The organism is Stenotrophomonas sp. NY11291, from assembly GCF_023277365.1.
Lineage (GTDB): Bacteria > Pseudomonadota > Gammaproteobacteria > Xanthomonadales > Xanthomonadaceae > Stenotrophomonas > Stenotrophomonas geniculata.
Window position 1 is genome coordinate 4,548,373 of record NZ_CP096975.1, and the last position, 17,737, is coordinate 4,566,109.

20 protein-coding genes are annotated in these 17,737 nt (G+C 66.4%); 6 read left to right on the top strand and 14 right to left on the bottom strand.

Going from position 1 to position 17,737, the window contains the following annotated elements; genetic code table 11:
- Window positions 1-186 precede the first annotated feature (186 nt).
- Window positions 187-831: a 2-polyprenyl-3-methyl-6-methoxy-1,4-benzoquinone monooxygenase gene (gene coq7, locus M1L61_RS21250; RefSeq protein ID WP_010482647.1), complete on the top strand. Its 645-nt coding sequence runs from the start codon at window positions 187-189 to the stop codon at window positions 829-831.
- An 86-nt stretch (window positions 832-917) separates the two neighbouring features.
- On the opposite strand, the gene sugE is transcribed toward coq7, so the two are convergent.
- Both sugE and speD read right to left on the bottom strand, forming a co-directional pair.
- Complete coding sequence (gene sugE, locus M1L61_RS21255; RefSeq protein WP_005411314.1) at window positions 918-1,238, bottom strand: quaternary ammonium compound efflux SMR transporter SugE; 321 nt, start codon at window positions 1,236-1,238, stop codon at window positions 918-920.
- Between the two features lie 168 nt (window positions 1,239-1,406).
- Window positions 1,407-2,201, bottom strand: coding sequence for an adenosylmethionine decarboxylase (gene speD / locus M1L61_RS21260; protein WP_006473908.1), 795 nt, complete (start codon window positions 2,199-2,201; stop codon window positions 1,407-1,409).
- 149 nt (window positions 2,202-2,350) lie between these two features.
- On the opposite strand from speD, the gene crp reads away from it, so the two are divergent.
- The gene (gene crp, locus M1L61_RS21265) at window positions 2,351-3,040 is read left to right on the top strand and encodes a cAMP-activated global transcriptional regulator CRP (protein WP_010482649.1); all 690 of its coding nucleotides are present in this window, start codon (window positions 2,351-2,353) and stop codon (window positions 3,038-3,040) included.
- A gap of 62 nt (window positions 3,041-3,102) precedes the next feature.
- Window positions 3,103-3,864, top strand: a complete 762-nt coding sequence (locus tag M1L61_RS21270; RefSeq protein WP_010482650.1) for a sulfite exporter TauE/SafE family protein — start codon at window positions 3,103-3,105, stop codon at window positions 3,862-3,864.
- 97 nt (window positions 3,865-3,961) lie between these two features.
- Here the strand turns inward: M1L61_RS21270 and M1L61_RS21275 are convergent, their stop codons facing one another.
- From M1L61_RS21275 to M1L61_RS21310, 8 genes are all read right to left on the bottom strand, one after another.
- Window positions 3,962-4,678, bottom strand: coding sequence for a haloacid dehalogenase-like hydrolase (locus M1L61_RS21275; protein WP_010482651.1), 717 nt, complete (start codon window positions 4,676-4,678; stop codon window positions 3,962-3,964).
- The gene (gene trpC, locus M1L61_RS21280; RefSeq protein ID WP_049411798.1) at window positions 4,675-5,469 is read right to left on the bottom strand and encodes an indole-3-glycerol phosphate synthase TrpC; all 795 of its coding nucleotides are present in this window, start codon (window positions 5,467-5,469) and stop codon (window positions 4,675-4,677) included. The genes M1L61_RS21275 and trpC overlap by 4 nt, the downstream gene beginning before the upstream one ends.
- Window positions 5,470-5,543: 74 nt before the next feature.
- Window positions 5,544-6,575 carry an anthranilate phosphoribosyltransferase gene (trpD, locus tag M1L61_RS21285; protein WP_043399367.1) on the bottom strand — a complete coding sequence of 344 codons (1,032 nt, stop codon included), beginning with the start codon at window positions 6,573-6,575 and terminating at the stop codon, window positions 5,544-5,546.
- Between the two features lie 16 nt (window positions 6,576-6,591).
- Window positions 6,592-7,179 (bottom strand): aminodeoxychorismate/anthranilate synthase component II, encoded by a 588-nt coding sequence (locus M1L61_RS21290; RefSeq protein WP_049411794.1) that lies wholly within the window; start codon window positions 7,177-7,179, stop codon window positions 6,592-6,594.
- Between the two features lie 2 nt (window positions 7,180-7,181).
- Window positions 7,182-7,961 (bottom strand): SIMPL domain-containing protein, encoded by a 780-nt coding sequence (locus M1L61_RS21295; protein WP_010482656.1) that lies wholly within the window; start codon window positions 7,959-7,961, stop codon window positions 7,182-7,184.
- Between the two features lie 67 nt (window positions 7,962-8,028).
- Window positions 8,029-9,504, bottom strand: coding sequence for an anthranilate synthase component I (gene trpE, locus M1L61_RS21300; RefSeq protein ID WP_049453952.1), 1,476 nt, complete (start codon window positions 9,502-9,504; stop codon window positions 8,029-8,031).
- A 178-nt stretch (window positions 9,505-9,682) separates the two neighbouring features.
- Complete coding sequence (locus M1L61_RS21305) at window positions 9,683-11,275, bottom strand: XVIPCD domain-containing protein (protein ID WP_248854070.1); 1,593 nt, start codon at window positions 11,273-11,275, stop codon at window positions 9,683-9,685.
- Window positions 11,272-12,039, bottom strand: a complete 768-nt coding sequence (locus M1L61_RS21310) for a hypothetical protein (protein WP_248854071.1) — start codon at window positions 12,037-12,039, stop codon at window positions 11,272-11,274. The genes M1L61_RS21305 and M1L61_RS21310 overlap by 4 nt, the downstream gene beginning before the upstream one ends.
- Before the next feature lie 105 nt (window positions 12,040-12,144).
- Between M1L61_RS21310 and M1L61_RS21315 the strand changes: the two genes are divergently transcribed.
- Entirely contained in the window at window positions 12,145-13,008 is an 864-nt protein-coding gene (locus M1L61_RS21315; protein WP_238379173.1) for an ankyrin repeat domain-containing protein, read from the top strand.
- 15 nt (window positions 13,009-13,023) lie between these two features.
- Here M1L61_RS21315 and yegS read toward each other — a convergent pair whose 3' ends face one another.
- From yegS to M1L61_RS21335, 4 genes are all read right to left on the bottom strand, one after another.
- On the bottom strand, window positions 13,024-13,959 hold the full coding sequence (gene yegS / locus M1L61_RS21320) for a lipid kinase YegS (protein WP_010482660.1): 936 nt from the start codon (window positions 13,957-13,959) through the stop codon (window positions 13,024-13,026).
- Window positions 13,960-14,240: 281 nt separating this feature from the next.
- Window positions 14,241-14,723, bottom strand: coding sequence for a GNAT family N-acetyltransferase (locus M1L61_RS21325; protein ID WP_248854072.1), 483 nt, complete (start codon window positions 14,721-14,723; stop codon window positions 14,241-14,243).
- Window positions 14,724-14,783: 60 nt separating this feature from the next.
- On the bottom strand, window positions 14,784-15,458 hold the full coding sequence (rpe, locus tag M1L61_RS21330; RefSeq protein ID WP_032127160.1) for a ribulose-phosphate 3-epimerase: 675 nt from the start codon (window positions 15,456-15,458) through the stop codon (window positions 14,784-14,786).
- Between the two features lie 57 nt (window positions 15,459-15,515).
- Window positions 15,516-15,845 carry a DnaJ domain-containing protein gene (locus M1L61_RS21335; protein ID WP_005411327.1) on the bottom strand — a complete coding sequence of 110 codons (330 nt, stop codon included), beginning with the start codon at window positions 15,843-15,845 and terminating at the stop codon, window positions 15,516-15,518.
- 141 nt (window positions 15,846-15,986) lie between these two features.
- Between M1L61_RS21335 and M1L61_RS21340 the strand changes: the two genes are divergently transcribed.
- Together M1L61_RS21340 and M1L61_RS21345 are read left to right on the top strand one after the other, a co-directional pair.
- Window positions 15,987-16,913, top strand: coding sequence for a phosphoribosylaminoimidazolesuccinocarboxamide synthase (locus tag M1L61_RS21340; protein WP_029379835.1), 927 nt, complete (start codon window positions 15,987-15,989; stop codon window positions 16,911-16,913).
- A gap of 136 nt (window positions 16,914-17,049) precedes the next feature.
- A complete protein-coding gene (locus tag M1L61_RS21345) occupies window positions 17,050-17,535 on the top strand; it encodes an Mpo1-like protein (RefSeq protein ID WP_010482667.1) in 486 nt (161 codons plus the stop codon).
- Window positions 17,536-17,737: the final 202 nt, after the last annotated feature.

Sequence of the window (17,737 nt, forward strand, 5' to 3'; positions counted from 1 at the left end):
GGTTAGGTCGGGCTCATTGCGGCGAAAGGCTCACCGGAACTCTGCCACGCGTTGTGAAAAGGTGAAGCGTAAGAGGCGGGATTGTACGCAGGTCAGACCCCCGTTGCAAGCCGACCCCTGACCGGGTTGGCAGGGGGACGGGGCCGGGCGAGAATCGCGGGGTCTTCCGCCCCACCGTGTACCGCCATGACCGTGCTCCGCCAGATCACCCCGCTGGACCACCTGCTGACCGAGGCGCAGCGCGCCCTGGACACGGTGTTCGGCAACCCGCCGGCGGCCCGTCCCTACCCGGCTGCGGACACCGACGAGCCGGGCATGGACAGCACTGAACGCCGCCATGCGGCCGGGCTGATGCGGATCAACCATGTCGGCGAGGTCTGCGCGCAGGGCCTGTACTTCGGCCAGGCCGCCGTGGCCCGCGACCCGGCCACGCGTGAACACCTGCTGGAAGCGGCCCAGGAAGAGACCGACCACCTGGCCTGGTGCGCCACCCGCCTGGGCGAACTGGACAGCCGTCCGAGCCTGTTCAACCCGCTCTGGTATGCCGGCAGCTACACCATCGGCACCCTGGCCGGGCTGCGTGGCGACGGCTGGAACCTGGGTTTCGTGGTCGAAACCGAGCGCCAGGTGGAAGCCCATCTGGACGAGCACCTGGTCGACCTGCCGGCCAGCGACCTGCGCAGCCGCGCGGTCATCCAGGTGATGAAGGAAGACGAGGCCCGCCATGCGGAGCACGCCGAGCAGGCCGGCGCACGCCGCCTGCCGTTCCCGATCCCGGGCGCGATGGCGCTGGCCTCCAGGGTGATGAAGACCATCGCCTACCGCATCTGAAGGGTTTGCCCGCACCAACGGCGTGGGCCTACCAAGAGGTGCGGCGGGGCCTGACGGTGGGGCCCGACCGTTGGTCGGGCCATCAATCAGTTCGGCGACACCAGCTTCAGGCCGATCACACCGGCCACGATCAGGCCCACGCAGGCCAGGCGGGCCGGCGATGCGCTGTCGTTGAACAGGTAGATGCCCAGCACCGCCACGCCCATGGCGCCGATACCGGTCCAGATCGCGTAGGCCGTGCCGACCGGGATGCTCTTCATCGCCTGGCTCATCAGGTACAGGCTGATCAGCGCGGACACGACCGTGGCAGCAGTGGGAAGGGGTTTGCTGAAGCCTTCGGAGTACTTCATCCCGAGGGCGAAACCGATCTCGAACAGGCCGGCCAGCAGCAGGTAGATCCAGGGCATGGGTGGGGGCTCCTTACCTTTTTTGAGAAAAACGAAACGGCCCGGTGTTTTCACACCGGGCCGTGGTTCGGTACATCACCGTGGAACCACGTCGCTTGCGCGACACCAGTTCCACGGGGCGGGTCGTCCCGCCTGGGCGGCGATGCCTGCCGGCATCGCGCATGGGGCTTACTCGGACAGGTTCCGGCCGTGGAACAGCTCTTCGATCTCGCGCTTAAGCAGCGCTTCGATCTTCATGCGTTCCTTGAACGACAGGTTCTTGGCCTTTTCCTCGAACAGGTACTGGTCCAGGTCGAAGTCCTTCAGGTGCATCTTCGTGTGGAAGATGTTTTCCTGGTAGACGTTGACGTCGAACATCTCGTAACGCGACTTGATGTTCTTGGCCAGGAAGTTCTGGATCGAGTTGATCTTGTGATCGATGTAGTGCTTCTTGCCCTTCACATCGCGGGTGAAGCCACGGACGCGGTAGTCCATGATCACGATGTCCGACTCGAGGCTTTCGATCAGGTAGTTCAACGCCTTCAACGGCGAAATGACGCCGCAGGTGGCCACGTCGATGTCGGCGCGGAAGGTGGCGATACCTTCCTGCGGGTGCGTTTCCGGATAGGTGTGCACGGTGATGTGCGACTTGTCCATGTGCGCGACCACGGCGTCGGAGATCAGCTCCTTGCCGGCCTGCTTCTTGTCGATCACCGGTTCTTCGGAGATCAGGATGGTCACCGAGGCACCCTGCGGGTCGTAGTCCTGGCGGGCCACGTTCAGGATGTTGGCGCCGATGATCTCGGCGACATCGGTCAAGATTTGAGTCAGCCTGTCGGCGTTGTACTCTTCATCGATGTATTCAATGTAACGCTGACGCTCCTCTTCGGTGCGCGCGTAACACACGTCATAGATGTTGAAGCTCAGCGCCTTGGTGAGGTTGTTGAAACCCTGCAGCCTCAGGCGAGGCAACGGCTTGACCACGGCGGTCGATTCCTGTGTAAGAAGGGAAAGGGGGAATTATGGGGCAAACCGTCCCCGGGGGGAACGTGAAGATCGCTCACATCTGGCACACTGTTTGCCCTTAACAATTGCGCTGGTTAAGCTCCGCTATCGACCCCGTGAATCCGTTCATGCGCAGAGGGAGCGCTCCTATCGTGTCAACCGTGCGCCTAGCTAGCAGTCCACTGGCCCTGGATATCGCCACAATCGATCGTTTCCTGGCGCACAGCCACAGGCGGCGATACCCCACCCGTACCGACGTCTTCCGACCCGGTGACCCGGCGGGAACCCTGTATTACGTCATCAGCGGCTCGGTTTCGATCATGGCCGAGGAAGATGACGATCGCGAGCTCGTGCTGGGCTACTTCGGTGCTGGCGAGTTCGTCGGCGAGATGGGCCTGTTCGTTGAATCGGACCGCCGCGAGGTGATCCTGCGGACCCGCACCGCCTGTGAGCTGGCCGAAATCAGCTACGAGCGCCTGCATCAGCTGTTCCTCGGCCCGCTGTCGGCCGATGCCCCGCGCCTGCTGTACGCGCTGGGCCAGCAGATCTCCAAGCGCCTGCTCGACACCAGCCGCAAGGCCAGCCGACTGGCATTCCTGGACGTCACCGACCGGATCGTGCGCACCCTGCACGACCTGGCGCAGGAACCGGAAGCAATGAGCCACCCGCAGGGCAGCCAGCTGCGCGTCTCGCGCCAGGAACTGGCGCGCCTGGTCGGCTGTTCGCGCGAAATGGCCGGCCGCGTGCTGAAGAAGTTGCAGACCGACGGCCTGCTGCATGCCCGCGGCAAGACCGTGGTGCTGTACGGCACCCGTTGACCGTTGAGCACCCGGTGGGTGCGGACCTTGGTCCGCACTCCTTCGCGCGCTAGGCTCGGGGCATGGAGCTGAGCAGCGAATTCTGGTGGTTCATCCTCATCGGCCTCGGCGCGCAGCTGGTCGACGGCGCGCTGGGCATGGCTTTCGGCCTGGTCTCATCGTCGGTGATGCTGAGCATGGGCCTGCCGCCGGCGCAGGTCAGCGCCAGCATCCACACCGCGGAAGTGTTCACCACCGGCGCCTCGGGTGTGTCGCACCTCGCCGCCGGGAATGTCGATAAACGCCTGTTCCTGCGCCTGGCCCTGCCCGGCGCGGTGGGCGGCGCGGTGGGCGCCTACGTGCTCACCCAGATCCCGGGCGAGATCATCCGGCCACTGATCTACCTGTACCTGCTGGTGCTGGCGATCATCATCCTGGCCCGCGCGGCCGGACGCTGGATGCCCAAGGGCGAAATCCGCCGGGTACCGGTGCTGGGCTTCTTCGCGGGCCTGCTCGACGCCAGCGGCGGTGGCGGCTGGGGGCCGATCGCCACGTCCACCCTGCTCGCTCGTGGTGGCCAGGCGCGCACCACCATCGGTACGGTCAATGCGGCGGAGTTCGTGGTCACGCTGACGGTGTCGGCGACCTTCCTGCTGTCGATGGGGGTGCAGCACCTGCAGATCGTCGCCGGCCTGCTGATCGGCGGCATGATGGCCGCGCCGGTGGCGGCGATCCTGGTCAAGCGGGTGAAGGAGCGCTGGGTGCTGGTGGCCGTTGGCGTGCTGGTGCTGGGCATCAGCCTGTTCCAGATCGGCCACGCGGTGTACGGGCACCTGTATCGCTGAGGCATTCCCTGTAGAGCCGGGCCATGCTCGGCTGATCGCGCACGGATACCGCAACGAAGAGCAGCCGAGCATGGCTCGGCTCTACAACAGGCCCGGATCAGGCCTTGTCGCCACCACGGTCCACGCAGCCCCAGTTGAGGATGCGGGTGCCGGCCGGCAGCACGCGGCGGAAGAAGTCCACCCTGCCCGGCTTCGGGTTCACCACCACCGGCGCCTTGGCCGCCAGCAGCAATGGCAGGTCGGCGGTGCTGTCGGAGTAGGCGATATCGATATCGCCGTAGCCGCGCTCGCGCAGCATGCGCATCTTCTCTTCGTTGTGGCAGTGGCGGGTCGGGCCGACGCCGCCCAGCCGTGGGCCAACCTCGGTGCCGATCACCGGTACGTCCTGGTGGGCGACGAAAGCCAGGATCGCCCGTGCCAGCTCTGGCGGCGCGCCGGTGGCAACCACCACGCGGTCGCCCTTGGCGCGGTGCGCGGCGAACACCTCCAGCGCCTGCGGCAGCAGCTTGGCGCGCATCTGCGCCTCATTGCGCAGCACATAGGCGTCGATGACCTTGTTGAAGTCGCGCGCACGGTGCAGGCCGAAGCTGCCGATCCACACATAGACCGAAATACCGGCACGACGGGTCGGCAGCAGCGCCACCATCGGCCCGGCGATCGGCGTGACCAGCAGCGCCGCCAGCATCCGCAACGGGTTGCGCTTGATCAGCGAGGCGAACAGGTGGGTGCCCGAATCGCCGTCGTAGAGGGTGTGGTCGAAATCGAAGACCACCAGCGGCGCATCGTCGCGCGGCGTCGGATAGTGCGTTTTCATGCCGCGAAGAATAGCTGACGCAGGCCCTCGCCCGGCTCTTCCACGCGCATGAAGGCCTCGCCGACCAGGAACGCATGGATGCCGGCATCGCGCATCAGCGCCACGTCCTGTGGGCCCAGGATGCCGCTCTCGGTCACCAGCAGGCGGTCACGCGGCACCGCCTTCTGCATGTCCAGCGTGGTCTGCAGCGACACTTCGAAGGTGCGCAGGTTGCGGTTGTTGATGCCGATCATCGGTGCCGGCACCTGCAGCGCACGCTCCAGTTCGTCGATGTCATGCACTTCCACCAGCACGTCCATGCCCAGCGACAGTGCCAGTTCGGACAGGGTGGCCAGCTGGGTGTCGTCCAGCGCGGCGACGATCAGCAGGATGCAGTCGGCGCCCAGCACGCGCGCCTCGTACACCTGGTAGGCGTCAATCACGAAGTCCTTGCGCAGCACCGGCAGCGTGCAGGCCTCGCGGGCCTGCTGCAGGTAGACGTCGGCACCCTGGAAGAAATCCACGTCGGTCAGCACCGACAGGCAACTGGCGCCACCGAACTCGTAGCTGACGGCGATATCGGCCGGGCGGAAATCCGGGCGGATCACGCCCTTGGACGGGCTGGCCTTCTTCACCTCGGCGATGACCGCGGGGTCGCCATTGGCCACGGCCGCCTGCAGGGCGCGCACGAAGCCACGTACCGGCGGGGCGCTGTCCACGGCGGCCTGAAGCGCCTCGAGCGGGCGCTGGGCGCGGCGCTGGGCCACTTCTTCGGCCTTGCGGGCCAGGATCGTCTGCAGGATGTCGCTCATCGTCGTCGGTTCGGTGCGGGGGCGGTGAGGACGGCCATTATCGGCCATCAAAAGGGTCAGGCTGAACCGCGCGCTCAGGCAACCAGCGCGCGGGTGGTCTCCACATACTGCTGCAGGCGCTGGCGGGCGCTGCCGTTGGCGATGGCTGCACGGGCACGGGCCAGGCCATCGCCGATGTCGCTGGCCACGCCGGCCACGTACAGCGCGGCGCCGGCATTCAGCGCCACGATGTCCAGTGCCGGTCCCTGCTGGTTGTCCAGCACGGCGCGCAGCATGGCGATGGACTGCTCCGGGCCGTCCACGCGCAGGTTGCGGCTGGCCGACATGGCGATGCCGAAGTCTTCCGGGTGGATCTCGTACTCGCGCACCTTGCCGTCGCGCAGCTCGCCCACCAGGGTGCCGGCGCCCAGCGAGATCTCGTCCATGTTGTCGCGGCCCCAGACCACCATGGCGCGCTCGGTGCCCAGCTCGCGCAGCACGCGCGCCTGGATGCCCACCAGATCGGGGTGGAACACGCCCATCAGCACCGACGGCGCGCTGGCCGGGTTGGTCAGCGGGCCGAGGATGTTGAAGATGGTGCGCACGCCCATCTCGCGGCGGACCGGCGCGACCACCTTCATCGACGGATGGTGGATCGGCGCGAACATGAAGCCGATGCCGGTCTGCTCGATGGCCGCGGCCACCTGGGCCGGCTGCAGTTCGATGGCGGCACCCAGTGCTTCGACCGCATCGGCGCTGCCGGACTTGGACGACACGCTGCGGTTGCCATGCTTGGCCACGCGCGCGCCGGCTGCGGCCGCCACGAACATCGCGCAGGTGGAGATGTTGAAGGTATGCGAGCCATCGCCACCGGTACCGACGATGTCGACCAGGTGGGTGGTATCGGCCACCGGCACCGCCAGCGCGAATTCGCGCATGACCGTGGCCGCGGCCGCGATCTCGTCGATGGTTTCCTTCTTCACCCGCAGGCCGGTGAGGATGGCGGCGGTCATCATCGGCGAGACATCGCCGCGCATGATCTGCCGCATCAGGTCGACCATTTCGTCGAAGAAGATTTCGCGGTGCTCGATGGTGCGTTGCAGGGCTTCCTGGGGGGAAAAGCTCATGGGAATGCTCCTTGGATCAGGCCGCCGGACGCTGCAGGAAATTGCGCAGCAGGGCGTGGCCGTGTTCGGTGAGGATGGATTCGGGGTGGAACTGCACGCCCTCCACCGGGAACTGGCGGTGACGCAGGCCCATGATCTCTTCGATCGAGCCGTCCTCGTTCTCGGTCCAGGCGGTCACTTCCAGCACATCGGGCAGGCTGTGCTTGTCCACCACAAGCGAGTGGTAGCGGGTGGCCTGGTAACGATCCGGCAGGCCGGCGAACACGCCCTTGCCTTCATGGCGGATGGGCGAGGTCTTGCCGTGCATGATGTTGCCCGCGCGGATGACCGTGCCACCGTAGACCTGGCCGATGCCCTGGTGGCCCAGGCACACGCCGAGGATCGGCGTGGTCGGGCCCAGGCGCTGGATCAATTCCAGCGACACGCCCGCTTCGTTGGGCGTGCACGGGCCAGGCGAGATGACGATGCGCTCGGGCTTCTGCGCGGCGATCTCGTCCACGCTCATCGCATCGTTGCGCACCACCTTCACTTCGGCGCCCAGCGTCTGCAGGTACTGCACGAGGTTGTAGGTGAAGCTGTCGTAGTTGTCGATCATCCACAACATGGTCAGGTTCCGTCGCTTATCAGGAAAATGGCGTATACGTTTTCGGTGTAGGTGATGGGGCCGGCTTCAATGGACTCCGGTGCACCGGGCGCAGGTGCCGAGGCCGGTGCATAGCTGCCGGTCACCGAGATCCTGTCCAGATACTCACCATCCTCGCCCGGCTGCGGCCATTGCCCGGCCTGGATGCCGTAGGCGAAGTCCGGCGCCACGTCGGAGATGCTGTACAGGCCACGCACTTTCGTTCCATAGGCCTTGGCCAGGCCCTGCGCGGACTCGCGGGTCTTGGCCGCTGCTTCGCCCTTGAGTTCGCGTCGCAGCGCCACTTCGCCCGAGTAGGTCGGGGCCACGCTGCTGACCTGCACGTTCTCGTTGGCCTTCAGCGCACCCAGCACGTCCTGCATCGCCTTCACGCTGGCGAAGCTGGCACGCAGCTGGCGCGACACGCGGGTGCCGATGAAGACCTGCCGGTTCTGCTCATAGCGCGTCGCCGGACCGATACGCAGGTTGTCCGCGCGCACGCTGCCTTCCACCGCCTTGTGCTGCTTGAACAGCGCCAGCACGCGCGCGACGTTGTCCTGCACGCGGTGGCGCGCGGCGTCGGCATCCATGTCGGTCTCTTCGATGTTCAACTGCAGGCCGAACCGGTCCGGCATCACCACGCGGCGCGCCTCGCCCTTCACCAGCAGGTGCGGCTGCGAAGGAATGGTATTGGCCTGCGCCCACGCAGACGGGGCCATCGTGGCCAGCAGTGACGACCACAGCAATGCGCTCAGCAGCTTCATGCGGTACTCCTTGTCTTGAATGGGAACAGCAGGAGGTGCCGCGGCGCAGGCCACGGCACGGAAAGGCTCACAGGCCCTTGGCGGCCTGGGCGACGGCGCGGAACAGCGCGCGGCCCTTGTTCATCGTCTCGTCCCATTCCTTGTCCGGGTCCGAGTCGTAGACGATGCCGGCGCCGGCCTGCACGTACAGGCGGCCATCCTTGATCACCGCGGTGCGGATCGCGATCGCGGTATCGGCATCGCCGTGCCAGCCGATGTAGCCGATGCTGCCGGCATAGACATTGCGCTTGATCGGTTCCAGCTCGCGGATCACCTCCAGCGCGCGGATCTTCGGCGCGCCGCTGACCGTGCCGGCCGGGAAGGTGGCGCGCAGCACATCGGCATAGCTCAGCCCCGGCTGCAGCTGCCCGGTCACTTCGCTGACGATGTGCATGACGTGGCTGTAGCGTTCGATCACGAACTGCTCGCCCACTTCCACGGTGCCGGCCTTGGACACGCGACCGGCATCGTTGCGGCCGAGGTCGATCAGCATCAGGTGCTCGGCGCGTTCCTTCGGATCGGCCAGCAGTTCGGCTTCCAGCGCCAGATCCTGCTCGACGGTGGCACCGCGCGGACGGGTACCGGCGATCGGGCGCACGGTGACTTCGCCATCCTGCAGACGCACCAGGATTTCCGGCGACGAGCCGACCACCTGCAGGTCGCCGACATCCAGGAAGTACATGTACGGCGACGGGTTCAGTGCACGCAGCGCGCGGTACACATCCACCGGGCGCGCCTTGAACGGCACGCTCAGGCGCTGGCTGAGCACCACCTGGAAGATGTCACCGGCGCGGATGTATTCCTTGCTGCGCTGGACCGCATCGACGAAGCCTTCGCGGGTAAAACCGGAGACGAAATCGGACTCGTCCAGCACATCACTGTTGAGCGGGGCGGGATAACCGGCGCCCGGTGCGCGCAGCTTGGCGGTCAGTGCATCCAGGCGGGCCTGGGCCTGCTCGAAGGCGCCCTCGACCCGGGGGTCGGCATGCACGATCAGGTACAGCCGGCCCTTGAGATTGTCGAACACCGCCAGCTCATTGGAATCCAGCAGCAGGATGTCCGGGGTGCCAAGTTCATCACGGCCGGCCGGCGGCGCCAGGCGCGGTTCGATGTAGCCGATGCATTCGAAACCGAACCAGCCGACCAGGCCACCGGTGAAGCCCGGCAGGCCGTCCAGCTTGGGCACCGAGTGAGCGCTGCGCAGCGCCTCGACCTCGGCGAACGGGTCGGCCACCTCGCGGGTTTCCACCACCTGGCCGTCTTCGCGCACGGTCAGCGTATGGCCGTGGAAGGCGTACACGCGGCGCGCCGGCAGGCCGATGATCGAGTAACGACCAAAGCGCTCGCCGCCTTCGACGGATTCAAACAGGTAGGTATTGGGGCCGTCGGCGAGCTTCAGATAGACCGAAAGCGGCGTGTCCAGGTCGGACAGCACTTCACGGACGACGGGAATATGGGTGTGGCCTTCAGCGGCCTGCTGCTGAAACTGAGCGTGCGAGTTCAAGACGACTTTCCTTCCGGGACACAGCGTTATGGGGGCGGACGACGGCAACGGGCCACCATCGCCACCAACGGCGTGCGGAAGAAAGGGTATGCGGGGTCGTCAGGCTGGACACCCCTTGACTGTATCGCAGCCGGGGCGGGAGGGGAACCCCGCCGCCGCGGCGCGGTTCATTCGGCCATTAGCCCATCCGCCGGGCGTTCTCCTGGGCCTCCAGCCCCTGTTGCTGGGCCAGTCCAGCCGCCGTCGCCTGTTCGCGACCGGTGTTCAGGGCGTCAACCTGCGCCGTGCTCACGGCCAGCGGCTGGGCCATGCCGGCCGCCACGTCCACGTGCGCATGTCGGCGGTGGGCCGCCTGCAGATCCGGGGTGTCGACCGCGAATGCCCGCGTGCGGTCGTCACTGAGCAGCACATGGGAAATGGCCTGCAGCCCATCGCGCTTGGCCTGCGCAGCCAACGCCCCGGCCAGCTGGTCGCTCTGCAGGTTCGGGATGCGGCCATGTGCCACATCGAGGCCGTGCACGCCGGTCTGCGCGCCCTTGAACAGATGGAAGTCGATGTGCCCCGGATCGTTCAGCGCTGGCATCTTCGCGGCCCCCTCCTGCAGCTGCGCATGCGGCCGTCCAAGCAGCTTGCGCGCGGCCGCCTCCTGGCTCGCGATTGCCGCGTCGAGACTGGGGTTCATCGTCTCGCTCATGCCATGCCGGTCCACCGACTCCCCCATGGTCGCACTGCCGCGCCCGATCACCCACGACGTCTTGGCAAGGTTGACCAGGTTCTGCGGCAATGCCGGCGTGGGCAGGTGCGTGGCAATGCCCTTGTTGGCCATCGCACCCAGCCCGACGGTGCCGGCCAGCACGGCCGGCGCCTGCGAGGTCAGCCCGGTGATCTGATGGCTGCTCCAGTTCATGCCCATGTGGAAAGTCGCGCCGTACACGGCATAGCCATTGCGCAGCCCATTGGCCACGCCATGCACGCCCTGCTGCAGCTGGCCGCCCAGATGATGGCCGCCGGCGCGGATGCGGCCGGCATCCGCCGCTGCTTCACGGGTGGCTTCACGGGCCTTGGTTTCGTGTTGATTGCGGGCCGCGTCACCGTGCTCGCGCATCTGCCTGGCCATGTCGTCGGCACCGAGCGCACCCAGCACGCTGGCCCCGATGTTCCAGCCGTAACTGCCCTTGGCCTGCACGCGGTGGCTGACCGATTCGACCAGACCCTGCAGCTCGCGTCCCTTGGCAATGACCGTCGCGCCGCCTTCGATGCCGACCCGCATGCTCTTTCCACCGTAGTCGACCACGGTGCCGATCGCATTTCCCTGCAGGGTCGACGCACGTTCGACGGCCACGCCGGACAGGCTCATGCCCCGGCCCGCCAGCGCGCCGACCTGCTCGACATGTTCACCGGCAATCCGTCCGGCACGCATGCCACGCGCACCTGCGATCAGCACCTCGGCCAACGGGCCACCGTATTCGGCAAGCTGGCTTGGCGCTTCTCGATGGCGGCGGTCCACCACCTTTCCGTTCACTTCGGTCTTGGCGTCCAGCAACAGTTCCATCCTGCCCGCGGCCACCGGAACATTGCGCAATGCCTCCGCCCCGGATTTCGACGCCAGCTGGTCAACCAGCTGGGCGGTGGCCGTCTGCGCAACGGCCGGCATCATCTCCTGCAGCTTGCGGGTAACCATCTGCTGCACGCCGGGCTGGCGCAGCAGCTGGCTGGTCTCGCTGGCCAGCAGGCCAAAGCCCTGCCGGTGATGCTCGTTGAGCCGCTTCAATCCGTTCTGCACATCGTTGAGCACTTCACCGAGGTCTGGTAGGTGTGCACCGTGTCGCGCGTGTTGAACACCGGCAATCCGTGGGATTTCGCGTAGCGATCGGCGGTGGCCGGATGCAGGCCCGCCGAATTGAAGGTGGTCGCACGTACACCGGTCACCGCCGAAGCGGCAGAGGCCATGCCGCCGCCAAGCGAATGACCGGCGAGTTCAAAGTGGGTACCGGAGGTCTTCAAGCGACTCGCCAGTGCCATGGCCCGATCGTAGTAGTCACTCTGCATGCCCACGCCCTGGCGTCCGTTGTTGAGGAAATCCTCGCCTCCGGACTCACGCCGCCCGCCTTTCGCCCGGGGATCGATGATTTCGCCCGTGGATCCCTTGAACACCAGCACCGGCTTGGCGTCATCACCGAACACCCTTTTGTCCGGAATGTAGATCTCTGCGCGGAAACCCGAGTCGTTCGGCCGCATCAGCTTCTTCAGGTCGGCTGCCCCCAGGCTGATGCCCGCTGCTTTGAGCGTGTCCGGGTCGGTCACGGCACTGGCTCGCGTCCACCCGACCGGCGGCTCTCCTTTGCCCTTTGCCGAGGCATACACATCATCAGCAAGCGAACCCAGCTCGCGGGCGTGATAGGTCTCGCGCAAGCGCGCCGCTTCGGTGGCGTGTCCACCGCCCTGCAGTTGCTCGACCAGGTGCTGCTGCGCCTGGACGCTCCTGGCGCGGGCCTGCAGCAGGCGTTCCTGCTGCTCGGGATCGTGACCGCTCATGGCAGACTCCATTGCTCAGCAGTGAAGACGTGGTCATCCAGGACCTGCTGGAATGACCACGGCCAACGCTATCATCCCCCGAACGCGTCCATGTCAAGGAATCACATGCACCGTCACCCTCACAGTTCCTTTACGCCATTCTCCTGGCTGGCGCTGATGCTGCTGATACTGCTGAGCGCCTGCGCGCGCACGTCTTCACATGGCGCGGAGCGCTATTTCGAAGGCAAGGCCCTGGAGCTGGCCATTGCCGCCGAACAGGGTGATGCGGCGACGATCACGCGCCTGATCAAGACCGAAGGCGTGAACCCCGACAAGGAGTTCTCGAAGCAGGATGGCATTCCGCTCATCGCGTGGCCGTTGCGCGCGCGGAACCTGGAAGGCCTGCGCGCGATGCTCGACAACGGCGCCAATCCGAATGCACGGCGTATTGAAACGCTGGACGGCGAGACGTTCCGCCACAACAACGCCATGGTCTATGCCGCGAAGATGGACGATCCGCGCTACCTGGCCCTCCTGCTGGATCATGGCGGCGACCCGGACACGCGCACCTCCAATACCGAAACGCTGCTGTTCCAGGCCTTCATTTCCGGCAACCTGTGGAAGAACATCCAGCTGCTGGTGGAGCGAGGCGCACACGTCAACGAATCCAACATCGGCCAGGCCGATACGGTCCTGAGCTGGTACACCGGCCGTGGCGGCTTCGAGCAGGCCTACTGGCTGCTTGAACATGGTGCGGACCCCACGATTGCATCGCCGTCATCGGCGCAACCGGGCGCGCCCGATCGGATGGCCATGGTCGAAGCGATCTACTGGGAAATCACCACACCGGACCTGCTGCCGTGGCAGAAGAAGTGCCAGCAGTGGCTGATCGATCACGGCATTGCCCGGCCGCCGCTGCCGCAGTACATCCGCGAGAAGCGTGAAGCATTCGGGTTCCCGGCGAAGGAGCAGGACATACCGCCGTTGTAGGACTTCCGGTGCGGCTCAGCGCGGCTCGGACAACAGTGCACAGCCCACGGGCAGGTGCATCCGCACCCTGCCCGGCACGCACGCGATGCGGAACTGGCGCGCCTGTACCGGTTCACCGTCCAGGTTGAGCGTCAGCGGGCGCTCGGACTCCACCTGCAACCATGGCAGCCGCGCGCGCGTTGCCAGCTGTTCCAGCGCGGCCTGGGTGCCGGACTTCAGCATCTGGCCGAGCGTGGCGGTGACTTCCCCCTCCAGCTCCGGAAGCACCGTCACGTCCAGCTGCCCATCATCGATCAGTGCCTGCGGGCACAATTGCTGGCCACCGCCGGCCTGGCGGCCATTGCCGATGCCGAGCGCGATGAAGTCGCCTTCCCACGCGAAGTCCGGGCCGGACAGCCGCGCGGTGATCGGCTCGATGCGACCGAGCTTGGCGATGCCGGTGATCACGTAGGCCAGCCCGCCCAGCATCTTCTTCAAGCCGGCATCGGTCTCCACCGTTACCTGCGTGCCAAAACCACCGCTGGCAAGGTTGGCGCACCACCAGTGGGTGCCATCGGCGTCCACGCGCAGGAGATCGATCGCATGCGGCGTCGCCTGCCCGATCAAGCCGAAGGCCTCCTTCGGCTCGGTGGGAATGCCGGCAGCAGTCGCGAAGTCGTTGGCGGTCCCCATCGGAATCAGCGCCAGTGATGGCAGCGCATCCGCCGGTTCCTCACGGTGGGCCAGGGTCTCGGCCACCGCACTGAGCGTGCCATCGCCACCGGCGGCCACGATCACATCCACGCCGTGATCAATCGCCTCGGCCACGTAGCGCTCGGCATCACCGTCCTCCCAGGTCACCCGCACTTCCAGCTGCACACCCTGTCCGCGCCAGTGGCCGACGGCGTCGCGCAACTCATCGTTGCCAGCGGATTTGCCATTGAGGATCAGGCGCCAGCGCGGTGCGGCCATGTGGTGCTTCCAGGACGGGGGCGCACAGGCTAGCAATGCGCTGTTTGTCCGCGGTGAATGTCACGCAGATGTCATTCAGCAACCGGAGAATGGAAGGCCATAGCAGGGACGACGGATGGAGGCAGGATCAGCCTCCCACGCATGCAGCGAGGCCACGCCAGTGATTGGCGTGGCTTTTTTTTCGGCGTTCGCAGGGAGTGCGAACCAAGGTTCGCACCCACCTGGTTGCGGTTCGCCCCACCCGGTTGGTAGATCCACGCCATGCGTGGATGCATTTCGCTTCAACCGTTGGCGAAATCGTGCAGTGCCTGGCCCTGCAGCCGGTACACGGTCCACTCGTCCTGCGGCTTGGCGCCGGCGGCGGTGTAGAACTCGATGGCCGGGGTATTCCAGTCCAGCACCGACCATTCGAAGCGGCCGCAGCCTTCGGCCACGGCCTGCCGGGCGATGTATTTCAGCAGCGCCTTGCCTGCGCCGACGCCGCGCTTTTCCTGGCTGACGTACAGGTCTTCCAGGTAGATGCCCTTGCGGCCCAGCCAGGTGGAGTAGTTGTAGAAATACACCGCATAGCCGATGGCCTCACCGTCGGCTTCGCAGATCAACGCGCGTGCGGTCGCGTCGGCACCGAACAGGCTCTCGGCGATGCCGATCTCATCGGTCTGCACCGAATGCTCGGCCCTCTCGTAGATGGCCAGCTCACGGATGAAGTGCAGGATCAGGCCGGCATCGGCCACGGTGGCCGGACGGATGTTCAGGAGTGCCATGAGCAGAAGCAGGGGGACGGAGGGGATCAGGCGAGCTTAATCCCCTCCGTCCCCTTTTTGTCAGCGCGCCGCAGCGACGTTGGCGCGCATCTGCGCGATCACGTCCTGGTAGCTGGTCTTGGCGTTGAAGATGGCCGAGCCGGCGACGAAGGTGTCAGCGCCAGCGGCGGCGATCTCACCGATGTTGTCGGCCTTCACGCCACCGTCGATCTCCAGGCGGATGTCCTTGCCGCTGGCGTCGATCATCTTGCGCACCACGCGCAGCTTGTCCAGCGCCGAGGGGATGAAGGCCTGGCCACCGAAACCCGGGTTGACCGACATCAGCAGCACCAGGTCCAGGTCATCCAGCACCCAGTCGAGGATGTCCACCGGGGTGGCCGGATTGAGCACAATGCCCGGCTTGCAGCCCAGCGAGCGGATCAGCTGGATGGTGCGGTGCACGTGGCGACTGGCCTCCGGGTGGAAGCTGATGTAGGTGGCACCGGCTTCGGCGAAGTCCGGGATGATGCGGTCCACCGGCTCAACCATCAGGTGCACGTCGATCGGCGCGGTGACGCCGTGCTTGCGCAAGGCCTGGCAGACCATCGGGCCGATGGTCAGGTTCGGCACGTAGTGGTTGTCCATCACGTCGAAGTGGACCCAGTCCGCACCGGCGGCGAGGACGTTGTCGACTTCCTCGCCGAGGCGGGCGAAGTTGGCGGAGAGAATGGACGGGGCGATGAGGCAGTTGGACATGGCCGGGGCCTTCGGAACGGGGAAAGGATTCTCCCGCCCGCAGGCGGGACTGTCGGGTCAGCGCTTGCGCAGGGTCTTGATGCGGTCGTAGGCGGCGTTGATCCGCCGCGACTTCTGCTCGGCCTGCTGCTGCAGCTCGGGGGCGGCACCGCCCAGCTTGTCGGGGTGGTACTGCGAGATCAGCTTGCGATAGGCGCGCTCTACCTCGGCATCGGTGGCCTCGGAGGTCAGCCCCAGCTCCCGGTACGGGTTCTCCTTGTTCAGGCGGAACCAGTCCGAGTCGAAGGCATGGCCGATCAACAGGCCGACCACCGCGCCAAACAGCGGATTGGGCCGGAACAGCAGGGCGCCGGCGATGAATCCGAGCAGTTTTCCGTACCAGCGCATGGCGCTCCGGGGTCGACCGACGAAATGGACGCTCATTTTACGTCACAGCGGGCCCGGACGGCTTTACACTAGGCCGCCCGCTGGTCAGCGGGCCCGCCGGGTCCGTTGGGCAGCCGTATCGACAACGCCCCAGGAGTGCCCGTGCCAACCACGCTGTTGCAATCCGATCTCCCCGGCCTGCCCTTGCGCCATCGCGGCAAGGTGCGTGATGTGTTCGATATCCCGCGCGAGCGGCTGCCTGCAGGGACCCCGCCGGGCGACTACCTGCTGATGGTGGCCACCGATCGCCTGTCGGCGTTCGACGTGGTCCTGCCCGACCCGATCCCGGGCAAGGGCGAGATGCTCTGCCAGGTGTCCAACTTCTGGTTCGCCAAGACCGCGCACCTGATGCCCAACCACCTGACCGGCATCGACGTGGCCAGCGTGCTGCCCGAGGGCGTGGATCCGGCCCTGTACGCCAAGCGTGCGGTGGTCACCCGCAAGCTGAAGCCGGTGCCGGTGGAAGCGATCGCCCGCGGCTACCTGATCGGCAGCGGCTGGAAGGACTACCAGCGCACCGGGAAGGTCAGCGGCATCGACCTGCCCGATGGCCTGCGCCAGGCCGAGCAGCTGCCGGAGCCGATCTTCACCCCCTCGACCAAGGCCGCCGTCGGCGACCATGACGAGAACATCGATTTCGATGCGATGGTGAAGCAGGTCGGTGCGGACCTGGCCGAGCGCGTGCGCGACGCCACCCTGCGCATCTACAAGTTCGCCGCCGACTACGCCCGCGAGCGCGGCATCATCCTGGCCGATACCAAATTCGAGTTCGGTACCGACGCCGATGGCCGCCTGTACATCATGGACGAGATGCTGACGCCGGATTCCTCGCGTTACTGGCCGGCCGACGAGTACGAAGTGGGTACCAGCCCGCCGAGCTACGACAAGCAGTTCGTGCGCGATTACCTGGAGACGCTGGACTGGGGCAAGACCGCCCCGGGCCCGACCATCCCGGCCGAGATCATCGAGCGCACCCGCGCCAAGTACGCCGAGGCGCTGCAGCGCCTGGCCGGGATCAGCGTCGACTGACCCGCCTGCGCCCCCGGCCGGAAAGGCGGGGGCACTCTGAAGGGGTAGTGCCGGCCGCTGGCCGGCAACCTCGGCGAATCCGCAGCCAGGCATGGCCTGGCTCTACTGTCGGCTCTGGCGGGAGTATGCTGGCCGCATGCAGACATCCACCGAGCTTGCGCGGCCGATCGACCGCTATTTCGCCAGCTACTCCGACGACCACCGCAATGTGATCAACCAGCGCATCCACGTGGTGGCGGTACCGGCGATCCTGTGGTCGGTGGTGGCCCTGCTGTGGTGCCTGCCGCCGCTGATCACCTGGTTCCAGTACGGCATCTGGTCGGCGTTCGCGATGTTCAGCGCCTGGTGCTTCTACAACAAGCTGTCGCGCCCGCTGGGCATCGGCATGCTCATCCAGTTCTTCGTGTTCGGCTGCCTGTGCCGCCTGCTGGAAGCCGAAATCGGCCTGCAGGCCCTGCGCTGGCTGGCGGTGGGCGTGTTCGTGGTGGCCTGGATTGCGCAGTTCATCGGCCACACGTTCGAGGGCCGCAAGCCCAGCTTCCTGACTGACCTGACCTACCTGCTGATCGGCCCGGCCTGGGTGATGGCCAAGTTCTACCGCAAGCTCGACTGGCGCTATTGAACTGCGGGCGGCCGACGGCGGCCGTCGTTTCCTGAACGGGCAGATTCCGTCACCCGCACTCCATGACGGCCCTGCCAGCCTGCCCCGGTGACTCGCTCCCCACTTCCCGCCCGTCGACGGCAGCCCCTGTGCGACAGGGCCTGCGGTCTCCCTGCGTGGGCGTAGGGTGTCCCCGAGGGCAACCGGGGAAGGACTGCAGGAA

What these genes read in the sequence shown, in the direction of transcription:
- M1L61_RS21315 (WP_238379173.1), top strand. Translation starts at nt 12,145, where the DNA reads ATGCACCGTCACCCTCACAGTTCCTTTACGCCATTCTCCTGGCTGGCG.
- trpD (WP_043399367.1), bottom strand. Translation starts at nt 6,575, where the DNA reads ATGAGCTTTTCCCCCCAGGAAGCCCTGCAACGCACCATCGAGCACCGC.
- trpC (WP_049411798.1), bottom strand. Translation starts at nt 5,469, where the DNA reads ATGAGCGACATCCTGCAGACGATCCTGGCCCGCAAGGCCGAAGAAGTG.
- M1L61_RS21270 (WP_010482650.1), top strand. Translation starts at nt 3,103, where the DNA reads ATGGAGCTGAGCAGCGAATTCTGGTGGTTCATCCTCATCGGCCTCGGC.
- M1L61_RS21275 (WP_010482651.1), bottom strand. Translation starts at nt 4,678, where the DNA reads ATGAAAACGCACTATCCGACGCCGCGCGACGATGCGCCGCTGGTGGTC.
- crp (WP_010482649.1), top strand. Translation starts at nt 2,351, where the DNA reads ATGCGCAGAGGGAGCGCTCCTATCGTGTCAACCGTGCGCCTAGCTAGC.
- M1L61_RS21345 (WP_010482667.1), top strand. Translation starts at nt 17,050, where the DNA reads ATGCAGACATCCACCGAGCTTGCGCGGCCGATCGACCGCTATTTCGCC.
- coq7 (WP_010482647.1), top strand. Translation starts at nt 187, where the DNA reads ATGACCGTGCTCCGCCAGATCACCCCGCTGGACCACCTGCTGACCGAG.
- yegS (WP_010482660.1), bottom strand. Translation starts at nt 13,959, where the DNA reads ATGGCCGCACCGCGCTGGCGCCTGATCCTCAATGGCAAATCCGCTGGC.
- M1L61_RS21290 (WP_049411794.1), bottom strand. Translation starts at nt 7,179, where the DNA reads ATGTTGTGGATGATCGACAACTACGACAGCTTCACCTACAACCTCGTG.
- M1L61_RS21310 (WP_248854071.1), bottom strand. Translation starts at nt 12,039, where the DNA reads ATGAGCGGTCACGATCCCGAGCAGCAGGAACGCCTGCTGCAGGCCCGC.
- M1L61_RS21335 (WP_005411327.1), bottom strand. Translation starts at nt 15,845, where the DNA reads ATGCGCTGGTACGGAAAACTGCTCGGATTCATCGCCGGCGCCCTGCTG.
- sugE (WP_005411314.1), bottom strand. Translation starts at nt 1,238, where the DNA reads ATGCCCTGGATCTACCTGCTGCTGGCCGGCCTGTTCGAGATCGGTTTC.
- M1L61_RS21295 (WP_010482656.1), bottom strand. Translation starts at nt 7,961, where the DNA reads ATGAAGCTGCTGAGCGCATTGCTGTGGTCGTCACTGCTGGCCACGATG.
- M1L61_RS21325 (WP_248854072.1), bottom strand. Translation starts at nt 14,723, where the DNA reads ATGGCACTCCTGAACATCCGTCCGGCCACCGTGGCCGATGCCGGCCTG.
- rpe (WP_032127160.1), bottom strand. Translation starts at nt 15,458, where the DNA reads ATGTCCAACTGCCTCATCGCCCCGTCCATTCTCTCCGCCAACTTCGCC.